This window comes from Alphaproteobacteria bacterium, assembly GCA_020638555.1.
Taxonomy (GTDB): domain Bacteria; phylum Pseudomonadota; class Alphaproteobacteria; order Bin95; family Bin95; genus JACKII01.
The window spans coordinates 47,220-68,033 of record JACKII010000003.1 but is presented as its reverse complement, the minus strand read 5'-3'; the positions used below and the strand labels follow the sequence as shown (position 1 = coordinate 68,033).

Annotated in this window: 22 protein-coding genes; 12 read left to right on the top strand and 10 right to left on the bottom strand. The window is 67.8% G+C overall.

All coding sequences use genetic code 11. The features are described 5' to 3' along the window. Positions 1–338 precede the first annotated feature (338 nt). Together H6844_11865 and pdeM are read right to left on the bottom strand one after the other, a co-directional pair. Positions 339–1,691 (bottom strand): cytochrome P450, encoded by a 1,353-nt coding sequence (locus tag H6844_11865; GenBank protein MCB9930094.1) that lies wholly within the window; start codon positions 1,689–1,691, stop codon positions 339–341. A gap of 128 nt (positions 1,692–1,819) precedes the next feature. Then, on the bottom strand, positions 1,820–2,515 hold the full coding sequence (gene pdeM / locus H6844_11860) for a ligase-associated DNA damage response endonuclease PdeM (protein ID MCB9930093.1): 696 nt from the start codon (positions 2,513–2,515) through the stop codon (positions 1,820–1,822). 144 nt (positions 2,516–2,659) lie between these two features. Between pdeM and petA the strand changes: the two genes are divergently transcribed. The 7 genes from petA (at position 2,660) to H6844_11825 (ending at position 8,922) form a co-directional block, all read left to right on the top strand. Continuing rightward, on the top strand, positions 2,660–3,211 hold the full coding sequence (gene petA / locus H6844_11855) for a ubiquinol-cytochrome c reductase iron-sulfur subunit (protein MCB9930092.1): 552 nt from the start codon (positions 2,660–2,662) through the stop codon (positions 3,209–3,211). A gap of 5 nt (positions 3,212–3,216) precedes the next feature. Continuing rightward, the gene (locus H6844_11850) at positions 3,217–4,506 is read left to right on the top strand and encodes a cytochrome b/b6 (protein MCB9930091.1); all 1,290 of its coding nucleotides are present in this window, start codon (positions 3,217–3,219) and stop codon (positions 4,504–4,506) included. Further along, entirely contained in the window at positions 4,506–5,276 is a 771-nt protein-coding gene (locus tag H6844_11845) for a cytochrome c1 (protein ID MCB9930090.1), read from the top strand. Before H6844_11850 ends, H6844_11845 begins: the two co-directional genes overlap by 1 nt. A 97-nt stretch (positions 5,277–5,373) precedes the next feature. Beyond that, positions 5,374–6,264, top strand: coding sequence for an S-methyl-5'-thioadenosine phosphorylase (locus tag H6844_11840; protein MCB9930089.1), 891 nt, complete (start codon positions 5,374–5,376; stop codon positions 6,262–6,264). 3 nt (positions 6,265–6,267) lie between these two features. Continuing rightward, on the top strand, positions 6,268–7,362 hold the full coding sequence (gene mtnA, locus H6844_11835; GenBank protein ID MCB9930088.1) for an S-methyl-5-thioribose-1-phosphate isomerase: 1,095 nt from the start codon (positions 6,268–6,270) through the stop codon (positions 7,360–7,362). Continuing rightward, a complete protein-coding gene (locus H6844_11830; protein MCB9930087.1) occupies positions 7,359–8,009 on the top strand; it encodes a class II aldolase/adducin family protein in 651 nt (216 codons plus the stop codon). Before mtnA ends, H6844_11830 begins: the two co-directional genes overlap by 4 nt. 82 nt (positions 8,010–8,091) lie before the next feature. After that, a complete protein-coding gene (locus H6844_11825) occupies positions 8,092–8,922 on the top strand; it encodes an N-acyl homoserine lactonase family protein (GenBank protein ID MCB9930086.1) in 831 nt (276 codons plus the stop codon). Between the two features lie 9 nt (positions 8,923–8,931). Here the strand turns inward: H6844_11825 and H6844_11820 are convergent, their stop codons facing one another. Beyond that, entirely contained in the window at positions 8,932–10,506 is a 1,575-nt protein-coding gene (locus tag H6844_11820; GenBank protein ID MCB9930085.1) for a hypothetical protein, read from the bottom strand. Positions 10,507–10,675: 169 nt separating this feature from the next. On the opposite strand from H6844_11820, the gene tcuA reads away from it, so the two are divergent. Next, a complete protein-coding gene (gene tcuA / locus H6844_11815) occupies positions 10,676–12,184 on the top strand; it encodes an FAD-dependent tricarballylate dehydrogenase TcuA (GenBank protein ID MCB9930084.1) in 1,509 nt (502 codons plus the stop codon). Between the two features lie 184 nt (positions 12,185–12,368). Here tcuA and H6844_11810 read toward each other — a convergent pair whose 3' ends face one another. Further along, positions 12,369–12,581, bottom strand: coding sequence for a DUF1127 domain-containing protein (locus tag H6844_11810; protein MCB9930083.1), 213 nt, complete (start codon positions 12,579–12,581; stop codon positions 12,369–12,371). A gap of 287 nt (positions 12,582–12,868) precedes the next feature. Between H6844_11810 and H6844_11805 the strand changes: the two genes are divergently transcribed. The 4 genes from H6844_11805 to H6844_11790 all read left to right on the top strand — a co-directional run bounded on the left by H6844_11805 (position 12,869) and on the right by H6844_11790 (position 16,478). Beyond that, positions 12,869–13,795 carry a transcriptional regulator GcvA gene (locus tag H6844_11805; protein MCB9930082.1) on the top strand — a complete coding sequence of 309 codons (927 nt, stop codon included), beginning with the start codon at positions 12,869–12,871 and terminating at the stop codon, positions 13,793–13,795. Positions 13,796–13,878: 83 nt separating this feature from the next. Next, the gene (locus H6844_11800; GenBank protein MCB9930081.1) at positions 13,879–14,736 is read left to right on the top strand and encodes a TauD/TfdA family dioxygenase; all 858 of its coding nucleotides are present in this window, start codon (positions 13,879–13,881) and stop codon (positions 14,734–14,736) included. A gap of 47 nt (positions 14,737–14,783) precedes the next feature. Then, positions 14,784–15,683, top strand: coding sequence for a TauD/TfdA family dioxygenase (locus tag H6844_11795; protein MCB9930080.1), 900 nt, complete (start codon positions 14,784–14,786; stop codon positions 15,681–15,683). A gap of 105 nt (positions 15,684–15,788) precedes the next feature. After that, positions 15,789–16,478, top strand: a complete 690-nt coding sequence (locus H6844_11790) for a cytochrome b/b6 domain-containing protein (GenBank protein MCB9930079.1) — start codon at positions 15,789–15,791, stop codon at positions 16,476–16,478. 12 nt (positions 16,479–16,490) lie between these two features. Here H6844_11790 and H6844_11785 read toward each other — a convergent pair whose 3' ends face one another. From H6844_11785 to fabZ, 6 genes are all read right to left on the bottom strand, one after another. Further along, a complete protein-coding gene (locus tag H6844_11785) occupies positions 16,491–16,928 on the bottom strand; it encodes a cytochrome c (protein ID MCB9930078.1) in 438 nt (145 codons plus the stop codon). A gap of 135 nt (positions 16,929–17,063) precedes the next feature. Continuing rightward, positions 17,064–17,483, bottom strand: a complete 420-nt coding sequence (gloA, locus tag H6844_11780) for a lactoylglutathione lyase (GenBank protein MCB9930077.1) — start codon at positions 17,481–17,483, stop codon at positions 17,064–17,066. 15 nt (positions 17,484–17,498) lie between these two features. Next, the gene (lpxB, locus tag H6844_11775) at positions 17,499–18,680 is read right to left on the bottom strand and encodes a lipid-A-disaccharide synthase (protein ID MCB9930076.1); all 1,182 of its coding nucleotides are present in this window, start codon (positions 18,678–18,680) and stop codon (positions 17,499–17,501) included. Further along, positions 18,667–19,542, bottom strand: a complete 876-nt coding sequence (gene lpxI, locus H6844_11770) for a UDP-2,3-diacylglucosamine diphosphatase LpxI (protein MCB9930075.1) — start codon at positions 19,540–19,542, stop codon at positions 18,667–18,669. The genes lpxB and lpxI overlap by 14 nt, the downstream gene beginning before the upstream one ends. After that, positions 19,532–20,332: an acyl-ACP--UDP-N-acetylglucosamine O-acyltransferase gene (gene lpxA, locus H6844_11765; GenBank protein MCB9930074.1), complete on the bottom strand. Its 801-nt coding sequence runs from the start codon at positions 20,330–20,332 to the stop codon at positions 19,532–19,534. The genes lpxI and lpxA overlap by 11 nt, the downstream gene beginning before the upstream one ends. Continuing rightward, positions 20,333–20,809 carry a 3-hydroxyacyl-ACP dehydratase FabZ gene (gene fabZ, locus H6844_11760; GenBank protein ID MCB9930073.1) on the bottom strand — a complete coding sequence of 159 codons (477 nt, stop codon included), beginning with the start codon at positions 20,807–20,809 and terminating at the stop codon, positions 20,333–20,335. Positions 20,810–20,814: the final 5 nt, after the last annotated feature.

Sequence of the window (20,814 nt, the reverse complement as noted above, 5' to 3'; positions counted from 1 at the left end):
TGTACCCCGGAGCCTGCGGAGCGGGCATCCGGGGCCGGTGTCGGCATGCGAACACGGGGGGCGGCAGTGTTCGCACTTACCGGCCGGCCCCGGCTCACCGCTCCGCGGCGGCCGGGGAACATTTCGGGTTAGGGCTCTGAGCCCTCCGTCCCCGTGCATGTCCGTTTCCGTACCCCGGAGCCTGCGGAGCGGGCATCCGGGGCCGGTGTCGGCATACGAACGCCCGGGCGGCCCGTGTGCGCGAGATCGGGCGATCCCGGCCCGGCGCGCTGCGCCGGCCGGGACGCAGGCAGCGCGGCGCACTCGCACCATCGGCGGCGCCGGAAGGAGCGGTGGCTTCAGCCGCCGACCGCGACCGTTACCTTGTCCGGGAAGACTTTCAGATGGCCGGCCATTTCCGGCGCGCCGGCCAGCTTCAGCCCGTCCTGCGCCAGCAGCGGCTTCAGGATCTGCGGGATCTGCACCATGCTGATATAGCGGCCGAAACAGGCATGGTGGCCGGTGGCGAAGTGCAGGTAGTGGCTGGCCGGCCGGCCGGGCTTGAACTCCGTCGGCGTCTCCAGCACCCGCTCGTCGAACATGGCCGACCAGGTGAGGTTGAACACCACCGCGCCCGCCGGCAGGGCGGTCTCGTGCGGCGTGCCGGCGCCCAGCGTGTAGGGCTGTTTCAGCACGCGCACCACCAGCGGGTTGATCGGGCGGAAGCGCAGCGCCTCGAACACGATGGCGGCAAGCTTCTCGTCCTCGCCCGCCTTTGCCGCGGCCTGGGCGGCGGCCAGCAGCGGCGGTTGGCTCAGCATGACCAGCAGGGCGGCGTTGCAGGCCTGGTTCGTGGTCTCGTCCATGCCGATCAGGCAGCCCTGCAACGTGCGAATCACGCCCTCGTCGTCGAAGCAGAGGCCGCCGCCGGCCTTCTGTTGCGCCAGCAGCCGGCCCAGCACGTCGTCCCGCTCCTCGCCGGAGGCACGGCGCCGGGCGATCAGGCCAGCCAGCGCATCGCGGCTTTCCGCGCCGGCCTGCACCGCGGCCTCGCGCACCGCCGGCACCTTGTCGAGATTGACGAAGAATTCCTCGAACGCGGCCCGCGCCCAGCGTTTCATGTCGTCGTCCGGCGCCTCGAAGCCGAAATATTCCTGGGCGACGCGCAGCGGAACGATCCGGGTCAGGCTCTGGACGATGTCGAACGGCTGGCCGGTGGCGACCAGTTCGTCGACGATTTGCGCGGCGTGGCGCGAGACGATCCCGTGCACGCGCGGCAGGTCCTCGCGCCGGATGGCGAGGCGCATGGCCGAGATGTCGTGGTCGTATTGCGGGGTGATGTCCTGGCTCAGCACGAACGGCCCGATGACGCCGGTCATGTTCGGCAGGTAGGGCACGCCGAACACGGTCTCGCGGTGCAGGATTTCCTCGACATCGCGGAAACGCGAAACGAGCCAGATCGGACCCGCCGGCATGATCGGCCGATGGTCGCGCAACTCCCGGAAGAAGGGCAGGGCGTTGTCGCGAATCTGGCCGCGGACGAAGCCGGCCTGCCGCAGCGCGATCTCCTGCGGGCTGCCGCCGCCGGCGGCAATGGCGTCGAACTGGTCGAGGATCGGTGTGGCGGGCTTGGGTGGCGGCGTCGCCGGTCCGCCATTGCCGGGGCTTTCCCTGCCGCAGATCAACTGGATCAAACCGCGCACGAATGACATGGTTCTCGTCTCCTCGCGTCGTCTTGCCGTTGCCGGTCGGGTGGGCGCAGGCGTCCCCCGGCACCCCGTCATGACCGTTGCAGCCTATCGTTGTCTGTGAAGCGTGTCACCGTTGCAAAGGGTTGAGGTCATGGCCGCAAGTCTCGCCGCGCCGTTCCGCTCCGACCCGCGACCGCATAGACCCGTCCCGGGCCGAGCGCGAGGGCGACCGGAGGGCAGCGAAACAGGCCGTGAATGGCGCGGTCGCGGATATCCAGGCCGCCGGTCAGCGCGCCAAAGGCCGGCAGCACCGCCTGGTGGCCGTCGGTGACGAAGCAGCGGGCGCTGAGGGCGCGGGCGCGGGTGACGATCCGCACTTTCGGGTGCAGGTGGCCGGCCACTTCGCCGGGGTGGCCCGGCTGCGGCTCGTGCCGGAAGACGAGCGGGCCGAGCCGCCATTCGGCCGCCACCCTGCCGCCGAAGCCGGCGGGCGGCTCCGGGTCGTGATTGCCGGCGATCCAGATCCAGTCCGCGCAAGCGGCGACCAGGGTGCGCAGGCGGGCGGCGACCGTCGGCTCCAGCCGCTCGGCGGCCAGGGCGTCGTGAAACGAATCGCCGAGCGCCACCACGTGGACCGGCTGCCGCCGCGCCACGACACGGGCCAGGCGGTCCAGGGTTTCCCGGCTGTCGTAAGGGGGCAGCAACACGCCGCCCGCCGCATACGCCGATGCCTTTTCCAGGTGCAGGTCGGCGACGGCCAGCAGGCGTCGGTCCGGCCACCACAGGGCGCCGGTCGGGTCGGCCACGAGGCGGGCGCCGTTCAGGGTGAAATTCCGTTCCGTCATAGGCACGCACCCTGCCGTTTCCGAGGGACAAGGCTGTGTGGCGGATTGACGCTTGCGACCGGGCGCTGATTTGAGTGTGGGGCTGACTTCGGCTAGACGGTGTGATCTCAATAGGTCCCTCGTTACACTGGGGAAGGAGTGAGGATGGCGGACGCCGTACACGGGGCGGACCATCACGATGATGGTGAAACCCGACGCGATTTTCTGATGTTGGCCACTGCGGGCATGGGCGTGGTGGCCGTTGGCGCTGCGGTTTGGCCGCTGATTGATTCCTTGAACCCGGCAGCGGATGCGCTGGCCGTGTCCTCGACGGAGGTCGATCTGGCGCCGATTGCCGTGGGCCAGGCGATCACGATCATGTGGCGCGGCGCGCCGGTGTTTATCCGGCACCGCACGCCCAAGGAGATCGAGGAGGCGCAGGACGTGAATGTCAGCGAGCTCCGCGACCCGCAAACCGATGCCGAGCGCGTCATCAAGCCGGAATGGCTGGTGATGATCGGCGTTTGCACGCATCTGGGCTGCATTCCGCTCGGCCAGCGGCCGGGCGACAAGAAGGGCGACTATGACGGCTGGTTCTGTCCGTGCCACGGGTCGGAATACGACACGTCCGGGCGGATCCGCAAAGGCCCGGCGCCGGAGAACCTGCATATTCCGCCCTATGCGTTTGAATCCGATACGAAAATCAAGATCGGGTAAGCGACATGGCTGATCACGATACACCGCACACTCCGATCACCAATCCCCTGGCCAAATGGGTAGATGACCGCCTGCCGGTCTTCTCCATGATGAACCATGCGACGGTGGACTATCCGACCCCGCGCAACTTGAATTACTGGTGGAATTTCGGCTCGCTGGCCGGCGTTTGCCTGGTGATGATGATTGCGACCGGCCTGGTGCTGGCGATGAACTACACGCCGCACGTCGACATGGCCTTCGCCAGTGTCGAGCGCATCATGCGCGACGTGAATTTCGGCTGGGTCATCCGCTTCGTGCATATGAACGGCGCCAGCTTCTTCTTCATCGTCGTCTACATCCACATTTTCCGCGGCATGTATTACGGCTCCTACAAGTCGCCGCGCGAATTGCTGTGGATTCTGGGCGTTCTGATCCTGCTGCTGATGATGGCCACCGCCTTCATGGGCTATGTGCTGCCCTGGGGCCAGATGAGCTTCTGGGGTGCGAAGGTCATCACCAGCCTGTTCTCGGCCATCCCGTTGGTGGGTGAGAGCATCGTGACCTGGCTGTGGGGTGGATTCTCGGTCGACAACCCGACGCTGAACCGCTTCTTCGTGCTGCACTTCCTGCTGCCGTTCGTCATCTTCGGCATCGTCATCCTGCACATCTGGGCGCTGCACAAGCACGGCTCGAACAACCCGCTGGGCATCGACATGAAGGGCCCGCAGGATTCGATCCCCTTCCACCCGTACTACACGGTGAAGGACTATTTCGGCATTGCCGTGTTCTTCCTGGTGTTTGCCTGCGTGGTGTTCTACGCGCCCGACTATCTGGGCCACCCGGACAACTACACCGAAGCCAACCCGCTGAAGACGCCGCCGCACATCGTGCCGGAATGGTATTTCCTGCCCTTCTACGCGATCCTGCGCGCCATCCCGGACAAGCTGGCCGGTGTCCTTGCCATGTTCGCGGCGATCGCGGTGCTGTTCATCCTGCCCTGGCTGGACCGCTCGCCGGTGCGCTCGGCCCGGTTCCGTCCGATGTACAAATGGTTTTTCTGGCTGCTGGGCCTGGATTGCATCCTGCTCGGCTGGTGCGGCGCCAACGCGCCGGACGATGCCTGGCTGGGCCTGAAATTCGTGTACTGGAGCCGGATCGGCGCCGCGTACTACTTCCTGCACTTCCTGGTGATCATCCCCTATCTGGGGCTGTTCGAGCGGCCGAAACAACCGCCGGCCAGTATCGCCGAGCCCGTGCTCGGTGGGGGAACCGGAGCCGCCGCCGCTGCCGCCGCCAAGCCGATGGAGAAAGCCTGATGCGTATCCTTCGCTTCGCCCAGGCGGCCGTTGCCGCCGCTGCGGTCGCGTTCGCGCTGCCGGCGTCGGTTCAGGCGGCCGGCGGTGGGACCGAGATTGCCAGCCAGGACTGGTCGTTCAGCGGTGTGTTCGGCACGATCGATCGTGCCGCCGCACAGCGCGGCTATCAGGTCTACAAGGAGGTCTGCGCCGGCTGCCACTCCATGAACCTGATGCATTATCGCGACCTGGCCGGCATCGGCCTGCCCGCGGAGACCATCAAGGCTCTGGCGTCGCAGGCGGATATCGCGACGACCAACGACGATGGCGATGCGACGACGCGGCCGCGTCGTCCGTCCGACCCGTTCCCGGCGCCGTTCGCCAACGAAAAGCAGGCCCGCGCCTCGAACGGGGGCGCCTTGCCGCCGGACCTGTCGTTGATGGCCAAGGCGCGCGAGAACGGCCCGAACTACATCTACGCCCTGCTGACCGGCTTTCACGAGCCGCCGCCCGGGTTCAATGTGATCGAAGGCATGCACTACAATGTGGCCTTCGACGGGCATCAGATCGCGATGGCGCCGCCATTGTTCGACGACGCGGTGACGTATGCGGACGGGACCAAGGCCTCGCTCGATCAGATGGCGCACGACGTCTCGACCTTCCTGATGTTCACGGCCGAGCCGCATTTCGATGAGCGCAAGCGCATGGGCCTGAAAGTGGTGCTGTTCCTGCTGGTGCTGAGTGTCATGCTCTACTTCGTGAAGAAGAAAGTCTGGGCAGACGTGCACTAGCCGCAAGCGCTGTCCGTGCTTAAATGTTGCGAAGGGCCGCTGTTACAGGCGGCCCTTTTGCTTGAAAGAGACCGTTTCAAGAGGAAGGAGGCCCGCCATGGCCCATCCCCCAGGGACCCCGCCGGTCATCGGTATTATCGGCGGCAGCGGCATTTACGAGATCGACGGGCTGGAGAATGTGCGCTGGCAGCGCGTGCATTCGCCGTTCGGCGTCGCCTCCGACGCGGTGATGCACGGCGAACTGAACGGCCAGCAACTGGTCTTCCTGCCCCGCCATGGCCGCGGCCACCGCATCCCGCCCTCGGACCTGAACTTCCGCGCCAATATCGACGTGCTGAAGCGCTGTGGCGTGACCGAGATCATCTCGCTGTCCGCGGTCGGCTCGCTGAAGGAGGAGTTGCCGCCGGGCACTTTCGTGCTGGTGGACCAGTTCATCGACCGCACCTTCGCCCGCGAGAAGAGCTTTTTCGGAACCGGCTGCGTCGCCCATGTCTCCATGGCCGACCCGACCTGCGCGCGCCTGATCGATGCCCTGGCCGAGGCGGCCGCGGCGGTCGGGATCGCAGCGGTGCGCGGCGGCACCTATCTGACCATGGAAGGGCCGCAATTTTCCACCCGCGCCGAATCGGAACTGTATCGGTCCTGGGGCTGCTCCGTCATCGGCATGACCAACATGCCGGAGGCCAAATTGGCGCGCGAGGCGGAAATGTGTTACGCGACCGTCGCCATGGTCACCGACTACGATTGCTGGCACGACGGCCATGACGACGTCACCGTGCAACAGGTGGTCAAGGTGCTGGGCGAGAATGCAGAGAAGGCGAAGACGCTGGTGCAGGCGGTGATCCCGCGGCTGGAGGGCCGCAAGGAGTCCTGTTCCAGCGGCTGCCATACCGCCTTGGACCTGGCGATCATCACGCCGCCGCATGCGACGGATTCCGAAGTCGTGGCGCGGCTCGACGCCGTGGCCGGCCGCATACTGGGGCACTGAGCCATGTTGGTGGACGGCACCCCTTACCGCACCATCTGGCCGAATGCCGATGGCTCGGTCGGCATTATCGACCAGACCCGCCTGCCGCACGCGTTCGAGACCCGCAGCCTGCGCGTCCTGCCGGAGGCCGCGGAGGCGATCCGGGCCATGCTGGTGCGCGGCGCCCCGCTGATCGGGGCGACGGCCGCCTATGGCATGGCGCTGGCGATGCGGGACGATCCCAGCGACGCCGGCCTCGCCCTTGCCTATGAGACGCTCTACGCGACGCGCCCGACGGCGGTGAATCTGCGCTGGGCGCTGGACGACCTGCGTGCCCGCCTCTCGGCCCTGACGCCGGCGGAGCGGGCGGCGGTTGCCTGGGCGCGGGCCGGCGCAATCGCCGACGAGGATGCGGCCATCTGCGAGGCCATCGGCGACCACGGCCTGCCCCTGATCCGCGACGCCGCCGCGGCGAAGGAACCGGGCGAGACCGTCCATATCCTGACCCATTGCAACGCCGGCTGGCTGGCGACGGTGGACTGGGGCACGGCGCTGGCGCCGATCTACAAGGCGCACGACGCCGGCATTCCCGTGCATGTCTGGGTCGACGAGACCCGGCCGCGCAACCAGGGCGCCTCGCTGACCGCCTGGGAGTTGGGCCGCCACGGCGTGCCGCACACGCTGGTGGTCGACAATGCCGGCGGCCACCTGATGCAGCGCGGCCAGGTCGACCTCTGCATTGTCGGCACCGACCGGACGACGGCGGCGGGCGATGTCTGCAACAAGATCGGCACCTATCTGAAGGCGCTGGCGGCGTCGGCCCACGGCGTGCCGTTCTATGTCGCCCTGCCGGGCCCGACCATCGACTGGACCCTGACCGACGGCCTCGCCATTCCCATCGAGGAACGGGCCGAGGCCGAAGTGACCGAGATGTGGGGCAAGACGCCGGCGGGCGATCTCACCCGCGTTCGCATCACGCCGGAGACGACGCCGGCGGCCAACCCGGCCTTCGACGTCACACCCGCGGCACTGGTGACGGCACTGGTGACCGAGCGTGGTGTTTGTGCCGCGTCGGCTGACGGGCTCGCGGACCTGTTTCCGGAGCAGGCGGCGGCATGAGCGAAGCGGATTTGCGCCGGCAGGTGGTGGACACGGTCCGCCGCATGAACGGCCTCGGCATCAACCAGGGCACCAGCGGCAATGCCAGCGTGCGGTGGGGCGAGGGGATGCTCATCACCCCCTCCGGCCTTCCGTATGAGGCGATGGAGCCCGAGGACGTGGTGGCCGTCCGCCTCGCCGACGGCGACTGCACCGCCCGCAATGGCCTCAAGCCGTCCAGCGAATGGCGCTTCCACCGGGATATCCTGGCGGCGCGGCCGGACCTGAACGCGCTCGTCCACACCCATGGCCGGGCGGTGACGACGCTCGCGTGCCTGCACCAGGACATTCCCGCGTTTCACTACATGGTGGCGGTGGCCGGCGGCGACACGATCCGCTGCGCGCCCTATGCCCTGTTCGGCACGCAGGCGCTTTCGGATCACGCGCTGAAGGCGCTCGACGGGCGCAAGGCCTGCCTGCTCGCCAATCACGGCATGATCGCCTGCGACGCCTCGCTGGACAAGGCGCTGGCGCTGGCGGTGGAGGTCGAGACCCTGGCGGACACCTACTGGCGTTGCCTGCAGGTGACGCGCCCGGCGATCCTCAACTCGGGGCAAATGGCCGAGGTGCTGGAGAAGTTCAAAACCTACGGCCGGCGCCAGACCTGACGCGGTGCCTCTGTTCCCGGCGGCGCGGCTCGCCTATCCTTGCGGGCCAAAGCCAAACACAAGCCCGAGGAACCGCCCGCCCATGACCGCCGCCCCATCTCCAGACGCCATCCCCAAATACGAAGTCTATGCCATCCGCTATGCCGACCAGGGCGACGCCCCGGTTTCGGCCGGCAGCCTGATGCTGAGCGCGGATCACGACCAGATGATCCCCGGCATGGCCTATTACGTCTATCTGATCCGGGGCGAGGGCCGCACCATTGCCGTCGATACCGGCTATGCGCCGGTGCTGGCGGACCGGCTCGACTCGCGCCTGTTTTTCTCCGGGCCCGACGGGTTGCGGCGGCTGGGGGCGGATCCGGCCGGGATCAGCGACCTGATCATCACCCACGCCCATTACGACCATGTCGGCAATCTGGACGAATTCACCGGCGCCACCTTCCACATCGACACCGAGATGATGCCCATCGTAGACGGCACCGACCCCTGTCACCCATTCTTCCGCCAGGGCTATGGCAAGCGTGATTGCGCCACCATCCGCCGGCTCAAGGCCGAGGGCCGGCTGGTGGAGCACCGCAATGTCTCGGTGCCGTGGTCGGGCATCGAACTGGTGCATATCGGCGGCCATTGCCGCGGCCAGATGGCCATCCGCGTCAACACCCGCCGCGGCCCGATCGTGCTGGCGAGCGACGCCGCCCATCTCTACCAGGAATGGGAGGAGGAGCGGCCGTTCGGCGTGTTCTACGACATGAAGGCCATGCTGGACGGCTACCGCCTGCTGTCCGATCTTTCGGGTGGCCGGCGCACGGAGATGATTGCCGGCCACGACGTGGCGGTGATGAGCCTGTTTCCGGCGCCGGACAAGGCGTTGGCCGGCGAGGTCGTGGCCCTGCACGCGGACCCGGTGGGGTAGGGCCGTCGCCTATTTCTGCCGGCCGAAGCGGGCCGCCAGGTTTTGGTCCAACCAGGCCGTCAGGGCGGCATCGGCCACGGCGCTGGCTTCGGCCTGCCAGGCCAGGGCGGCGGCATCGCCGCGATAGCGCATCCGGTTTTGGATTTCGTCGACAAGGCCGGCGGCCGCCCGGTCGCCGGCCGCACTGGCCAGCGTCGCCCAGTAAAGCGCCTGGTGGTAACTGCGCCGGGCGCCATAGCCGGAAAGATGGGCCATGGCCCGGCTGCGCATGGCGGAGACCGACGCATAGGCATCGTCGCCGATGGGGCTCTCGACTTCCGCCTGGATCGCCAGCACGTCCGGGGTGGTGAGGTCCCGCTCCAGTCTGTCAAGCAGGCTGATGGCGCCATCGGCGCCGGCGGCCCCTGCCTGAAGCGCCAGGCGATAGGCGGCGGCGGGATCTTCGGTTTCGAGCACGGACGCCAGGGCGAGCCCGGCTTCGGTGTTCCCCTCGGCCGACAGCGGCTCCAGCAAGGCGCGGCCCTGGGCGACGGCTTTCGGCGTGCCTTTGCCGGTGACCAGGGCCTTGCCGATGGTCAGACGCTCGTCTGCGCTCAGCTTGTCCGGGCTGGTCAGGGCGGCGCGGAGCTTTGCGGTTTCGATGATCGGGTTGGCGGGGGTCGGGAAGCGCTTCACCGTCGGCTGAAGCTGTTCGAACAGCGCCTTCGGATCTTCGATGATATCCGCGTCCAGATAGACGAGGTCCGTCGGGTGGGACTCGATGGTGATGCTGCCCGGCTCCTGGACGAACCGGCGCACCTCGCGCACGGCGGCGTTGACGAAGGCCTGCTGGTCCGGTGCCAGGGCCTGCCGGGTCTGGCCCGGGCCGCGGGACGATTGCAGCGCCTCGGCGAGGCCGCCCTGCACCATGGCGGCGGCGGCATCCGGGTCCTGGAGATTGGGCGGCAGGAAGGCCTTGGCTTTCTCCCACAGCCCCTGGTCTTCCACGGTCACGGCGGCGTGGGAGAGCAAGGCGTCGATATCGTCGTTCTGCTTGATCGCGAAATAGGCGAAATCGACGTTGAGGTTGACCGACGCCAGCCCCGTCAACGCGGTATCCGCCATGACCCGCAACCGGCCGGGGCCGATCTGGTAGTCCAGGTCGATGTCGAAATGGTCCATGGCGATGCGGTTGATGCCCGCGGCCTTCACCTGCTCGTTCATCGGCGGCATCAAGCAGCTCAGGCTGGCGGTGGCGCTCTGGAGTGCGATGTGCAGGCGCAACGTGTCCCAGCTGGCGGGGGACGCCGTGGCGATGGTGGCGCGTTCGGCCTGGACGACGCAGGGCTCGTCGCCCTCCCAGGGAACCTCCGGATAGATCGTCAGGCCGTCGAGGAAGACGGAGCCGGACCGGAAGTCGGCGGAGATGTGCGAATAGGTGAATTCGACCTGATCGCGCAACGCCATCACACCCGTCTGAACCAGAGCCTGGACATAGCGCTCGACGGTCACGAATTCCCAGAGCGGCGGACGGGGGTCGCCTTCGGCGTGGGCGGTTCCGGTCAGACAAACGGCCGCGAATGCGGTCAGGGCAACTCGGCGCATCGAACCTGTCCTTGCTTGGATATTCAGCCGGTTATTCCGCCCGGCGCGACGCCAGTGTCCGCCAATCCGGGCGCAAAGTCCAGGATGGCGGTATCGACCTCGACGAACGCGGGACGAACTGGTTATAACCGCCCCAGAGATACAGTCGCTGCAAGGAAGTACCCGGATCATGGCAGATATCAGTACGGACGTCTTGGTGGTGGGCGGCGGCAACGCCGCCATGTGCGCGGCGCTGTCCGCCCGTGAGCAGGGCGCGAGCGTGATCGTGCTGGAACGGGCGCCCAAGGAAGAGGCCGGCGGCAATTCCGCCTTCACGGCGGGCAATATCCGCACCGTGTTTCATGGCGTCGACGATATCCGCGAACTGTGCCCGGACCTCTCGGACGACGAGGTGGCGATGTCGGATTTCGGCACCTACACCGAAGACCAGTTCTACGACGATATGGGCCGGCTGACCGAGTACAAGACCGACCCGGACATGTGCGAGTTGCTGGTCACCCGGTCGCTGGAGACCATGAAGTGGATGCGCAAGAAGGGCGTCCGCTTCCTGCCGATCTACGGCAAGCAGGCCTTCAAGATCGACGGCATTTTCAAGTTCTGGGGCGGGCTGGTCGTCTCGGCCTGGGGCGGTGGCCCGGGCCTGGTGGAGGCGCTGACCGAGGCCTGCGGCAACAACGATATCAAGATCATGTACGGCGCCCGCGCGACCGAGCTGATCTCCGATGACGATGGCGTGCACGGCGCCAAGGTCCGTCTGCGCGACGAGAACGGCAAGCTCAAGACCGTCCGCGTCAACGCCCGGTCGGTGGTGCTGGCGGCCGGCGGCTTCCAGGGCAACCCGGAAATGCGCACCCGCTATCTGGGCCCCGGCTGGGACGCGGCGAAGGTGCGCGGCACCCGCTTCAACACCGGCGACGGCATCACCATGGCCCTGGCCGCCGGCGCCCGCCCCTATGGCAACTGGAGCGGCTGCCACGCGGTCGGCTGGGACTACAACGCGCCGGAATTCGGCGACCTGGATGTCGGCGACAATTTCCAGAAGCACTCCTACCCCTGGGGCGTCATGATCAACGCCGAGGGCAAGCGCTTCGTCGACGAGGGCGCGGACTTCCGCAACTACACCTATGCCAAATACGGCCGGGTGATCCTGAACCAGCCGAACCAGATGGCCTGGCAGGTGTTCGACAACAAGATCATCCCGAACCTGCGCGACGAATACCGCATCCGCCAGGTGACCAAGGTCCGCGCCAACACGCTGGAAGAACTGGCGGAGAAGCTGGAAGGCGTGAACGCCGAACAGTTCCTGCGCGAGATCAAGGCCTACAACGCGGCGGTCCGCCAGGACATCCCCTACAACCCGAACGTCAAGGACGGGCGCTGCACCGAAGGGCTGGCGATCAACAAGACGAACTGGGCCAACACCATCGAGGAAGCGCCGTTCGAGGCCTATCAGACCACCTGCGGCATCACCTTCACCTTCGGCGGCGTGCGCATCTCGACCGATGCGCAGGTGCTGGACACCGAGGAATTGCCGATCCCCGGCCTCTACGCCGCGGGCGAGATGGCGGGCGGCCTGTTCTGGTTCAACTATCCGGGCGGCACCGGCCTGATGGCGGGCGCGGTGTTCGGCAAGATCGCCGGCGAGAATGCCGGCAAGGCCGCGGTCGCGAACGCCTAAAGCGGAGCCTTTTCCAGCCGGCTCACCAGCCCCGCTTCCGTGTCCCCGCTTGCGCGGGAGATGGGGCAGGAGAGTGGGTCAACCAGGACCGAAAACGCCCTAGCCACTCTCCGTCCGACCGCAGGAGCCCCAAATTGACCCGCCGCCGGCCTTGCGGCGGGTCTTTTTGTGCCGGTTGATGGGCTTACGGGTGACGCCGATGCAGGTCGGCGGCCGTCATCGCCTCGTCCGGTGCCTGGCGCGCCGTGATGTCCGCGATTCTGCCAATGTCGGCTCGGGAAATGCCGATATCCGCCAGCGCGCGGTCGTCCAGCCGACCCAGTTCCCGGAGAGTCTGGCGCCGCCGGGCCGCGCGTCGCATCGGCTCCAGCGCCTGTGTCAGCCAGTCGCCAAGCATCGCGCCCTTGGCATGAAGCAACCGGAACGCACCACCGCCCAGGGGTTCGAATTGCGGCGAACACGCCCGAAGCGTTTCGGTGCGTTCGGCCAGGGTGAGAAAGTCGTTCATGGCACAGACCTTTCGAGGTTTCGCAAGGAAGCATTGCGTAAGCCGAACTTGTTTGTTGAAGTCCGCCCACTCACACAGTTCTTCTGTCGCCACCCAAAATCGTGATCGAAACACCGTTCCACAAACGAGAAGATCTAGAGGGATGGATTAGAAAATCTATTTGCAGTGAGGCCCGAATGCCCCGTGATCTCCCGACCCTGAACAGCCTGCGTGCGTTCGAGGCCGCCGCGCGCCATCTGAGTTTCAAGAAGGCCGCTGCGGAACTGCACGTGACCCCGGCCGCCATCAGCCAACAGGTGCGGACGCTGGAGGAATACCGCGGCGTCGTTCTGTTCGAACGCTTGACCCGCGCGCTGCGGCTGACGGAAGCCGGGGAGGCCGCATTGCCGCTGCTGCGCGAGGGGTTCGACAGGCTCGCCGAGGCGTGCGAGGCCATGGGCGCGGTCGGGCGCGGCCGGATCATCACGGTGAGCGTTGCGCCCTCGTTCGGCGCGAAATGGCTGGTGCCGCGCCTGGAACGGTTCCGCCACGCGCACCCCGACTACGATATCCGGGTCGACGCCAAGGACGAGCACGCGAACTTTGCCGGCGACGGCGTCGACATTGCGCTGCGGTATGGCCGTGGCGATTACCCCAAGCTTCGGTCGGATTGCCTGATCGCCGACGTCGCCTTTCCGGTGTGCAGCCCGCAATTGCTGTCGGCCGGCCCGCCGCTGCGGCGGCCGGAGGACCTGCGCCATTACCCGTTGCTGCACGTGCAATGGAAAACCGAGGAAGAGGCGGCCCCGAACTGGCGCATGTGGCTGCGTGCGGCCGGTGTCGACCCTGACGTCGCCGAGCGAGGGCCGCGCTTCAGCTCCGGCAGCATGGCCGTGGACGCGGCCTTGCGGGGGCAGGGCGTCGTGCTGGCGAGCGGCGCATTGGTCGACGACGACCTGCAATCGGGGCGGCTGGTGCGGCCGTTTCCCGACGCAATCGAGCAGGAGACGGCGTTCTGCTATTATCTGGTCTACCCGGAGGCCAAGGCCGGCGATCCGAAGGTGGCGGCCTTTCGCGATTGGGTTTTGGGAGAGGTGGCGGCAAACCGCAGGGATGCCGGCTGAGCGCGTCACTTGTGGTAGCGCGCTTGGCGCGGGTCGGACTTGGGGTTATCGTGGCGAAAAGCCCGTAGCCAGGGATCACGCCCATGCCGGATCGTCTTGACGGCACCGCCATCCGTATCAGCCCGCTCTCCGACGTGATGGCGGCGGAGGTGGTTGGCCTTGACCTGCGCCGGCCGGTGCCGCCGGCGGTCATGGCCCGCCTGGAGGAGGCGCTGGGGCGCTATCACATTCTCTGTTTCCGCGACCAGTCGCTCAGCAAGCACGAGCAGATCGAGGCGACGAAGCAGTTCGGCGCGCTGGACGTGCACGTGCAGTCGAACCGCTCGTCGGACATTCCCCTGATCCACATCGTCACCAATCTGGACGAGACCGACACGCCCCGCCAGGCCATCGCCGCCAAGGGCAGCGTGCACTGGCATTCCGACAAGTCCTACCGCCGCGCGCCCTCGCACGCGACCTTCCTCTATGCCCTGGAAGTGCCGGAGGAGGGGGGTGAGACCGAGTTCGCCAACATGATCCTGGCCTTCGAGGCGCTGCCGCCGGACCGGCAACAGGAGTTGGCCGGGCTGAAAGTGGTGCATTCCTGGCCCGACTCCGTGCGCCGCACCAACAACCGCGAGGCGACGGACGAGGAAAAGGCCAACTGGCCGCCGACGGCGCAGCCCCTGGCCCGCACCCACACGCCGAGCGGGCGCAAGGCGCTGTTCCTGGGCCAGCATGCCTCCTGGCTCGAAGGCCGCGAGGCCGAGGGGCGGGCGCCCATCGACGAATTGGAGGCGTGGTCGACCCAGCCGCGGTTCCGCTACGCCCACAAATGGCGCCCCGGCGACCTGCTGGTCTGGGACAATTCTTGCCTGTTGCACCGGGCCGCCGCCTTCGACGGCGACCGCTATCGCCGCCTGATGCACCGCACGGTGACCCAGGGGCCGGTGCCCATCTGACGCGCCGACACAGCCGACAACCGCAGAGGAACCGCGGAGGAACCGCCATGGATATCATCCCTTCCGGCAAGGCGCTCGGCGCCGAGGTGCGGGGCATCGACCTCTCGCAGCCCTGGACGGCGGAGCGCACCGCGGCGGTGCGCCAGGCCTGGTCGGAGCATCTGGTGCTGCTGTTCCGCGGTCAGAGCCTGGGCGACGAGCATCTGCTCGCCATGGCCGAGGCGTTCGGCGGCCAGCAATCCACCGGCAGCCGTGCCTATTGGCTCCAGGCGGGCTACGGCACCGAGAGCGGGCGGGTTTCGGCCCTGCCCGGCATCTCGATCATCTCCAACCTGGACGAGACGGGAAAGCCGGTGTTCAAGGGCTCCGGCAGCGGCAGCCAGGAACTGCTCTGGCACACCGACAATTCCTATGTCGACAACCCGCCGGCCGGCAGCATCCTGCACGCCTTGCGGGTGCCGGTGAACGGCGGCGGCCACACCTCGTTTGCGAACCAGTATCTGGCCTATGAGCACTTGCCGGAGGCGACCAAGGCGCGGATCGCCGGCCTGCACACCAGGCAGGACGCCAGCCGCAACACCTCCGGCGGCGCCCGGCCGACCAAGACCTTGCCCCAGACCTATGCGGAGGTGGAAGGGCCGGTGCATCCGCTGGTGCGCGTGCATCCGGAGACGGGGCGCAAGGCGCTCTATCTGGGCCGGCGCTATGCGGCGCCGTCCAGCCATATCCTGGAACTGCCGAACGCCGAGGGCGAGGCGCTGCTGGACGAACTCTGGGCCGCCGCCACCCGGCCGGAGATCGGCTGGACCCAGGAGGACTGGCAGCCGGGCGACGTGCTGATGTGGGACAATCGTTGCACCCTGCACGCCCGCACCCAGGTCGACCCGACCCAGGCGCGCGTGCTGCATCGCACGCTGATCAAGGGCGAATTGCCGATTGCGGCATGACGTGCGTAGCCGGGTGCGATCACCTGTCCCAAGTGACGGCCGCGTGCGGCGTACACATGTGCTGGGTTGTCTGCGTCCGATCCGATGAGTTCAAAGGGGAAGCCGATGCCGGCCCAGCGAGAGCCTGCGTCCCGTCAATCCGTGCGTTCGCCGCTCCGCGTCTGGGATTTGCCGACGCGGGCGTTTCACTGGTCCCTGGTCGTCCTGATCGGTGCGGCCTGGTTTACCGCCGAAAACGGCTTCATCGAATGGCACGCCTGGATCGGCCAGGCGCTGTTGGCGCTGATGATCTATCGCCTGATCTGGGGGCTGATCGGCAGCCAGACAGCGCAGTTCTGGGATTTCTTCAAGGGGGTCGCCGCCGCGAAAGCCTATGCGCGCGGGCTGCTGCACGGCAAGCTGCAGGAAACCGTCGGCCACAACCCGCTGGGCGGGCTCATGGTTCTGTTGCTGCTGGGGCTGGTCACGGCGCAGGCGGTCCTGGGCCTGTTCGCGAACGACGACATCTATTTCGACGGTCCGCTGACGCATCTGGTGAGCAAGGGCTTCTCCGACACGCTCACCGGCCTGCACGGGTTGGTGTTCAACCTGATCCTGGCGGCCGCACTGGTCCATATCGGCGCCGTGCTGTTCTATCTGGTGGTGAAGCGGGAAAACCTGATCCGCGCCATGGTCACCGGCTACAAGTCCTGGGTCGAGCCGCACCCGCACGTGCGTTTCACGCCGGCCTGGGTGGCGTTGCCGGCGCTGGCGGTTGCCGCCGCCCTGGTCTGGGCGGCGGTCAACTACCTTTGAGGCGTTGCCGGATTATTTCTGGCGGAAATGGTCGTGGCAGGCCTTGCAGGCCGAGCCCAGGGCCTTGACATTGTCCATGCTGGCGTCCGCGCCGGCCATGGCGATGTCCTTGCCGGCCTGCTCCAACTTGCGCAGCCCTTCCTCGAACTTGTCCCACTCGCCCCAGACATCGGCGGTGGCCGTGGTTTTGATATCGCCCTGGCCATCGGTGTTGGTCTTGAAGGCCGGAATGGTGATGGCCGTGCTCGTGGCCTCGCCCATGATGGCGGCGTGCTTGGCGAGCGCGGCCTTGTTGTCGATCTCGCCTTTCAGGATCGCCACGATCGAACCCATCTGAGAGCCGATCGCTTTCATCGCGTTCTGGCGGTATTTGATGGCGGCGTCGGCATCGGCCAGCGCCGGCCCGGCCACGCAGACGGCAAGGGCGGCGGCAATCAGGGTACGCGTCATCACTTGAACTACCTCTCTGTTGCGATGTGGGAACAGAATGTTCCGACCGTCGGCAACGCTAGCGGACTTCGGCGCAAGAGAAAGGCGCCATTCGTCGAAATGGCGCCTGTTTTCACGACAATGTGACCGAATTGCCTATTTCCGCTCGACCAGTTCGATCAGATAGCCGTCCGGGTCCTTGATGAAGGCGATGACGCTGCCGCCGTGCTTCATCGGCCCGGCGGGGCGCGGAATCTCGACACCCTCGGCCGCCAGGACATCGCAGGCCGCATAGACGTCCGGCACGGCCAGCGCGAAATGGCCGAAGCCGTTGCCCAGGTCGTAGGGCTTGTCCTGGCCCCAGTTGTGGGTCAGTTCGATCACGGTGTGGGCGGTCTCGTCGCCATAGCCGACAAAGGCCAGGGTGAATTCGCCGGACGGGAAGTCCTTCTTGCGCAACTCCTTCATGCCCAGCAGGCGGGTGTAGAAGTCCATGGACTTGTCCAGGTCCTTGACCCGGATCATGGTGTGCAGGTAACGGGCCTGACCGGTGGTGAACGGGTTCTGGGCGCTCATGGCTCGCAGTTCCTTTCAGCGGGGTGAGGTTTGCGCGGCACGGCCGCGGACCGCCTCTTCTAGCACGATTTTGGCGGCTGTCGCGCTGGGCGTGTTCGTGCCGGGGTTCAGGGCGGCGGCGATCTCGGCAAACCCCTGCGCCTGGCGCTGCCGCGCATCGGGGTCGCGAAGCAGCGCCAGCGTTGCCGCCGCCAGCCGATCCGGGGTCGCCCGGTCCTGGAGCAGTTCCGGCACGAAGGGCCGGCCGGCCAGCAGGTTCGGCAGGCTGGCGCTCCGGACCTTCAGCAGCCGGCGGCCGATGAAACCGGTCAGTGCGTTGACCCGATAGGTCACCACCATCGGCACGCGCGCCAGCGCCAGTTCCAGCGTGATCGTGCCGGAGGCGGCCAGCGCCGCGTCGGCGGCGGCCAGCGCGTCGTGCTTGTCCCCCAGGCGGTCGACCACGACCGCGGTCACATCCAGCCCCGCCAGCGCTTCGCGCAGCAAGGGCGCCACCAGCGGCACGGTCGGGCAGATCAGATGCAGGCCGGGCAGGGACGGGGCGATGCGCCGGACGGTCTCCACCATCAGCGGCAGCAGGCGTTTGACCTCGCCGCGGCGGCTGCCGGGCAGCAGCGCCAGTGCCGGCGCCTCCGCGGGGATGGCATGGCCGGCGCGGAAGCCGGGGCCGTCGCCGGGCCGGGCCTCGACGGCGGGATGGCCGACGCAGTCGGTCGGCAGGCCGAACGGCTCGAAATACGGGGGTTCGAACGGAAACAGGGTCATGAGCCGGTCGAACAGCTTCGCCATGCCCTCCGCCCGGCCGGGGCGCCAGGCCCAGACCATCGGCGCCACATAATGCACCCGCCGTGCCGGCACCCGCGCCTTGATCAGCCGCTTGGCCAGGCCCTTGTTGAAGCCGCTGGAATCGATGGTCACGACCACGTCCGGCCGGAACGCCTCGACCGCGGCGGCGGCCTCGGCCCAGCGGCGCTGCAACTGGGCGAGCTTTGGCAGGATTTCCACCACGCCCATAATGGCGAGATCGTCATAGGGGAAGACCAGGTCCATGCCGGCCTCGACCATGCCGGGACCGCCGATGCCGCGGGCGACCGTGCCGGGCACCTCCGCCCGCAGCGCGCGCAACAGGCCGGCGCCCAGCGTGTCGCCGGAGGGTTCGCCGGCCACCAGGAAGATGCGGGGGTCAGTCAGCGTCATCGGCAGGATCCGGGGTTTCGGCCAGCACGCGTGCCGGGTCGATGCCGTACACAAACAGGCCGGCGGCGTCGGCCGTTGCCGCCAGCGCGTCGCGCTCCAGCACCAGCGCGCCGCCCGCCTCGACGGCAAGCCCGCGCAGGCCGGCCCGGATGGCCAGGTCGACGGTGTCCGGCCCGACGGTCGGCAGGTCGATCCGCCGGTCCTGTCCCGGCTTGGCCAGCTTGACCAGCACGCCGCCCGGCCCGTCGCGCCGCAGGTCGCGGGCGCGGGCCAGCATGGCGTCGGTGCCCTCCACCGCCTCCACGGCCAGCACGATCCCCTGTTGCACGACGCAGCCCTGGCCGACATCGACGGCGCCCAGCGCCTGCACCACCGCGACGCCGCGGCGGATGTCGCGCCAGGCGGCGGCGTCCGGGCGGGCGCGGGTGAGGGCGCCCGCCGGCATGCGCCCGTCGCCCCAGACCGCGTCCGCACCGACGACGTGGAAGCCTTCGGCCTCGAACTCCGCGACGATGGCGGACAGCAGCGAGTCGTCGCCGAGCGCCCGCCAGCCGACCTTGGCCAGGAAGGTGGCGGCGCGCCGGTCCGGCCGCAGGCTCAGCAGCGAGGGGCGTTTGACGGCGCCGGCAAACACCAGTTCCTCGACGCCGGCACCGCGCAGATGTTTGAGCGCCGCCGTGCCATCGGCGAGGCGGACCCAGGCGTGCGGGTAGGGGGCGATGGTCGCCGGATCGGCCTGGCCGGTCAGGGCCAGCACGAACACGGGGCGGCCCTGGGCCAGCGCCTGCTCGGCCAGACGCGCCGGCAGATCGCCGCGGCCGGCCACGATGCCGAGCGGGGTCACGGCTGGATCAGCCGGCATGCTCCGGCCGGGGCTTGAGCAGGCCGCGGTCGGAGGACTGGCGCGCGAAGTCCAGAATGCCGCGCACGCTGTCGGAGGTGCCGAGCGTCGCTTCCACCTGGTCCAGGCGCTCGGCCAGGGTGCCCTGATCGCTGAACAGGAGGCGATAGGCCTCCCGCATGGCCTTGATCTCGTCCTGGGCGAAGCCGCGGCGGCGCAGGCCGACCAGGTTGAGGCCGGAAAGCGCGGCGTGCGCGCCCATCACCAGGCCATAGGGGATGACGTCGTTCACCACGCCAGACATGCCGCCGATCATGGCGTGCGGGCCGACGCGGACGAACTGCTGCACCGCCGCCAGGCCGCCGATAATGGCGAAGTCGCCCACCTCCACATGGCCGGCGAGCGTGGCGTTGTTGGCCATGATGACGTTGTTGCCGACCTTGCAGTCATGGGCGACGTGCGAGCTGGCCATGAACAGGCAGTTGTCGCCGACCTGGGTCAGCATGCCGCCGCCCTCGGTGCCGGGATTCATGGTGACGTGCTCGCGGATGCGGCAGTTGCGGCCGATGACCAGCCGCGAGGCCTCGCCGCTGTATTTCAGGTCCTGGGGCGGATGGCCGATCGAGCTGAACGGATAGAGTTCGCTGCCCTCGCCGATCTCCGTGCGGCCGTCCACGACCGCGTGGCTGTGCAGGGTCACGTTCTCGCCCAGGCGCACATGGGGGCCGACGACACAGAACGGCCCGATATGCGCGGATTCGGCCACCACCGCCTGGGGGTCGACGACCGCGGTGGGGTGCAGGAACGGCATTTATCGGTCCACAATCATCGCGCTGAAATTGGCTTCCGCCGCGACCTTGCCATCCAGCAGGCAGCGCCCCTTGAACTTCCAGACATTGCCGCGGTTCCGCTCCTTCTCCACGGCGATGCGCAACTGGTCGCCGGGCGTGACCGGCTTGCGGAAGCGGGCATTGTCCACCGTCATGAAATAGACCAGCTTGCCTTCGGCATCCGCGCCCACGGTGGCGACCACCAGGGCCGCCGCGGTCTGGGCCATGGCCTCGATCAGCAGCACGCCGGGCATGACCGGATGGCTGGGGAAATGGCCCTGGAACTGGGGCTCGTTGAAGCTGATATTCTTGATCGCCACCGCGCTCTCGTCGAGTTTGATTTCGACGATGCGGTCGATCAGCAGCAGCGGATAGCGATGTGGCAGCATCTCCAGGATGCGCTCGATCGGCACGGGCAGGTCGGGGGTTGTGGCGGCCTTTGCGTGGGCTTCTGTCATGGGGG

Excerpts from the sequence above, each read along its gene's own strand:
- H6844_11865 (MCB9930094.1), bottom strand. The coding sequence starts at position 1,691 with ATGTCATTCGTGCGCGGTTTGATCCAGTTGATCTGCGGCAGGGAAAGC.
- pdeM (MCB9930093.1), bottom strand. The coding sequence starts at position 2,515 with ATGACGGAACGGAATTTCACCCTGAACGGCGCCCGCCTCGTGGCCGAC.
- petA (MCB9930092.1), top strand. The coding sequence starts at position 2,660 with ATGGCGGACGCCGTACACGGGGCGGACCATCACGATGATGGTGAAACC.
- H6844_11850 (MCB9930091.1), top strand. The coding sequence starts at position 3,217 with ATGGCTGATCACGATACACCGCACACTCCGATCACCAATCCCCTGGCC.
- H6844_11845 (MCB9930090.1), top strand. The coding sequence starts at position 4,506 with ATGCGTATCCTTCGCTTCGCCCAGGCGGCCGTTGCCGCCGCTGCGGTC.
- H6844_11840 (MCB9930089.1), top strand. The coding sequence starts at position 5,374 with ATGGCCCATCCCCCAGGGACCCCGCCGGTCATCGGTATTATCGGCGGC.
- mtnA (MCB9930088.1), top strand. The coding sequence starts at position 6,268 with ATGTTGGTGGACGGCACCCCTTACCGCACCATCTGGCCGAATGCCGAT.
- H6844_11830 (MCB9930087.1), top strand. The coding sequence starts at position 7,359 with ATGAGCGAAGCGGATTTGCGCCGGCAGGTGGTGGACACGGTCCGCCGC.
- H6844_11825 (MCB9930086.1), top strand. The coding sequence starts at position 8,092 with ATGACCGCCGCCCCATCTCCAGACGCCATCCCCAAATACGAAGTCTAT.
- H6844_11820 (MCB9930085.1), bottom strand. The coding sequence starts at position 10,506 with ATGCGCCGAGTTGCCCTGACCGCATTCGCGGCCGTTTGTCTGACCGGA.
- tcuA (MCB9930084.1), top strand. The coding sequence starts at position 10,676 with ATGGCAGATATCAGTACGGACGTCTTGGTGGTGGGCGGCGGCAACGCC.
- H6844_11810 (MCB9930083.1), bottom strand. The coding sequence starts at position 12,581 with ATGCTTGGCGACTGGCTGACACAGGCGCTGGAGCCGATGCGACGCGCG.
- H6844_11805 (MCB9930082.1), top strand. The coding sequence starts at position 12,869 with ATGCCCCGTGATCTCCCGACCCTGAACAGCCTGCGTGCGTTCGAGGCC.
- H6844_11800 (MCB9930081.1), top strand. The coding sequence starts at position 13,879 with ATGCCGGATCGTCTTGACGGCACCGCCATCCGTATCAGCCCGCTCTCC.
- H6844_11795 (MCB9930080.1), top strand. The coding sequence starts at position 14,784 with ATGGATATCATCCCTTCCGGCAAGGCGCTCGGCGCCGAGGTGCGGGGC.
- H6844_11790 (MCB9930079.1), top strand. The coding sequence starts at position 15,789 with ATGCCGGCCCAGCGAGAGCCTGCGTCCCGTCAATCCGTGCGTTCGCCG.
- H6844_11785 (MCB9930078.1), bottom strand. The coding sequence starts at position 16,928 with ATGACGCGTACCCTGATTGCCGCCGCCCTTGCCGTCTGCGTGGCCGGG.
- gloA (MCB9930077.1), bottom strand. The coding sequence starts at position 17,483 with ATGAGCGCCCAGAACCCGTTCACCACCGGTCAGGCCCGTTACCTGCAC.
- lpxB (MCB9930076.1), bottom strand. The coding sequence starts at position 18,680 with ATGACGCTGACTGACCCCCGCATCTTCCTGGTGGCCGGCGAACCCTCC.
- lpxI (MCB9930075.1), bottom strand. The coding sequence starts at position 19,542 with ATGCCGGCTGATCCAGCCGTGACCCCGCTCGGCATCGTGGCCGGCCGC.
- lpxA (MCB9930074.1), bottom strand. The coding sequence starts at position 20,332 with ATGCCGTTCCTGCACCCCACCGCGGTCGTCGACCCCCAGGCGGTGGTG.
- fabZ (MCB9930073.1), bottom strand. The coding sequence starts at position 20,809 with ATGACAGAAGCCCACGCAAAGGCCGCCACAACCCCCGACCTGCCCGTG.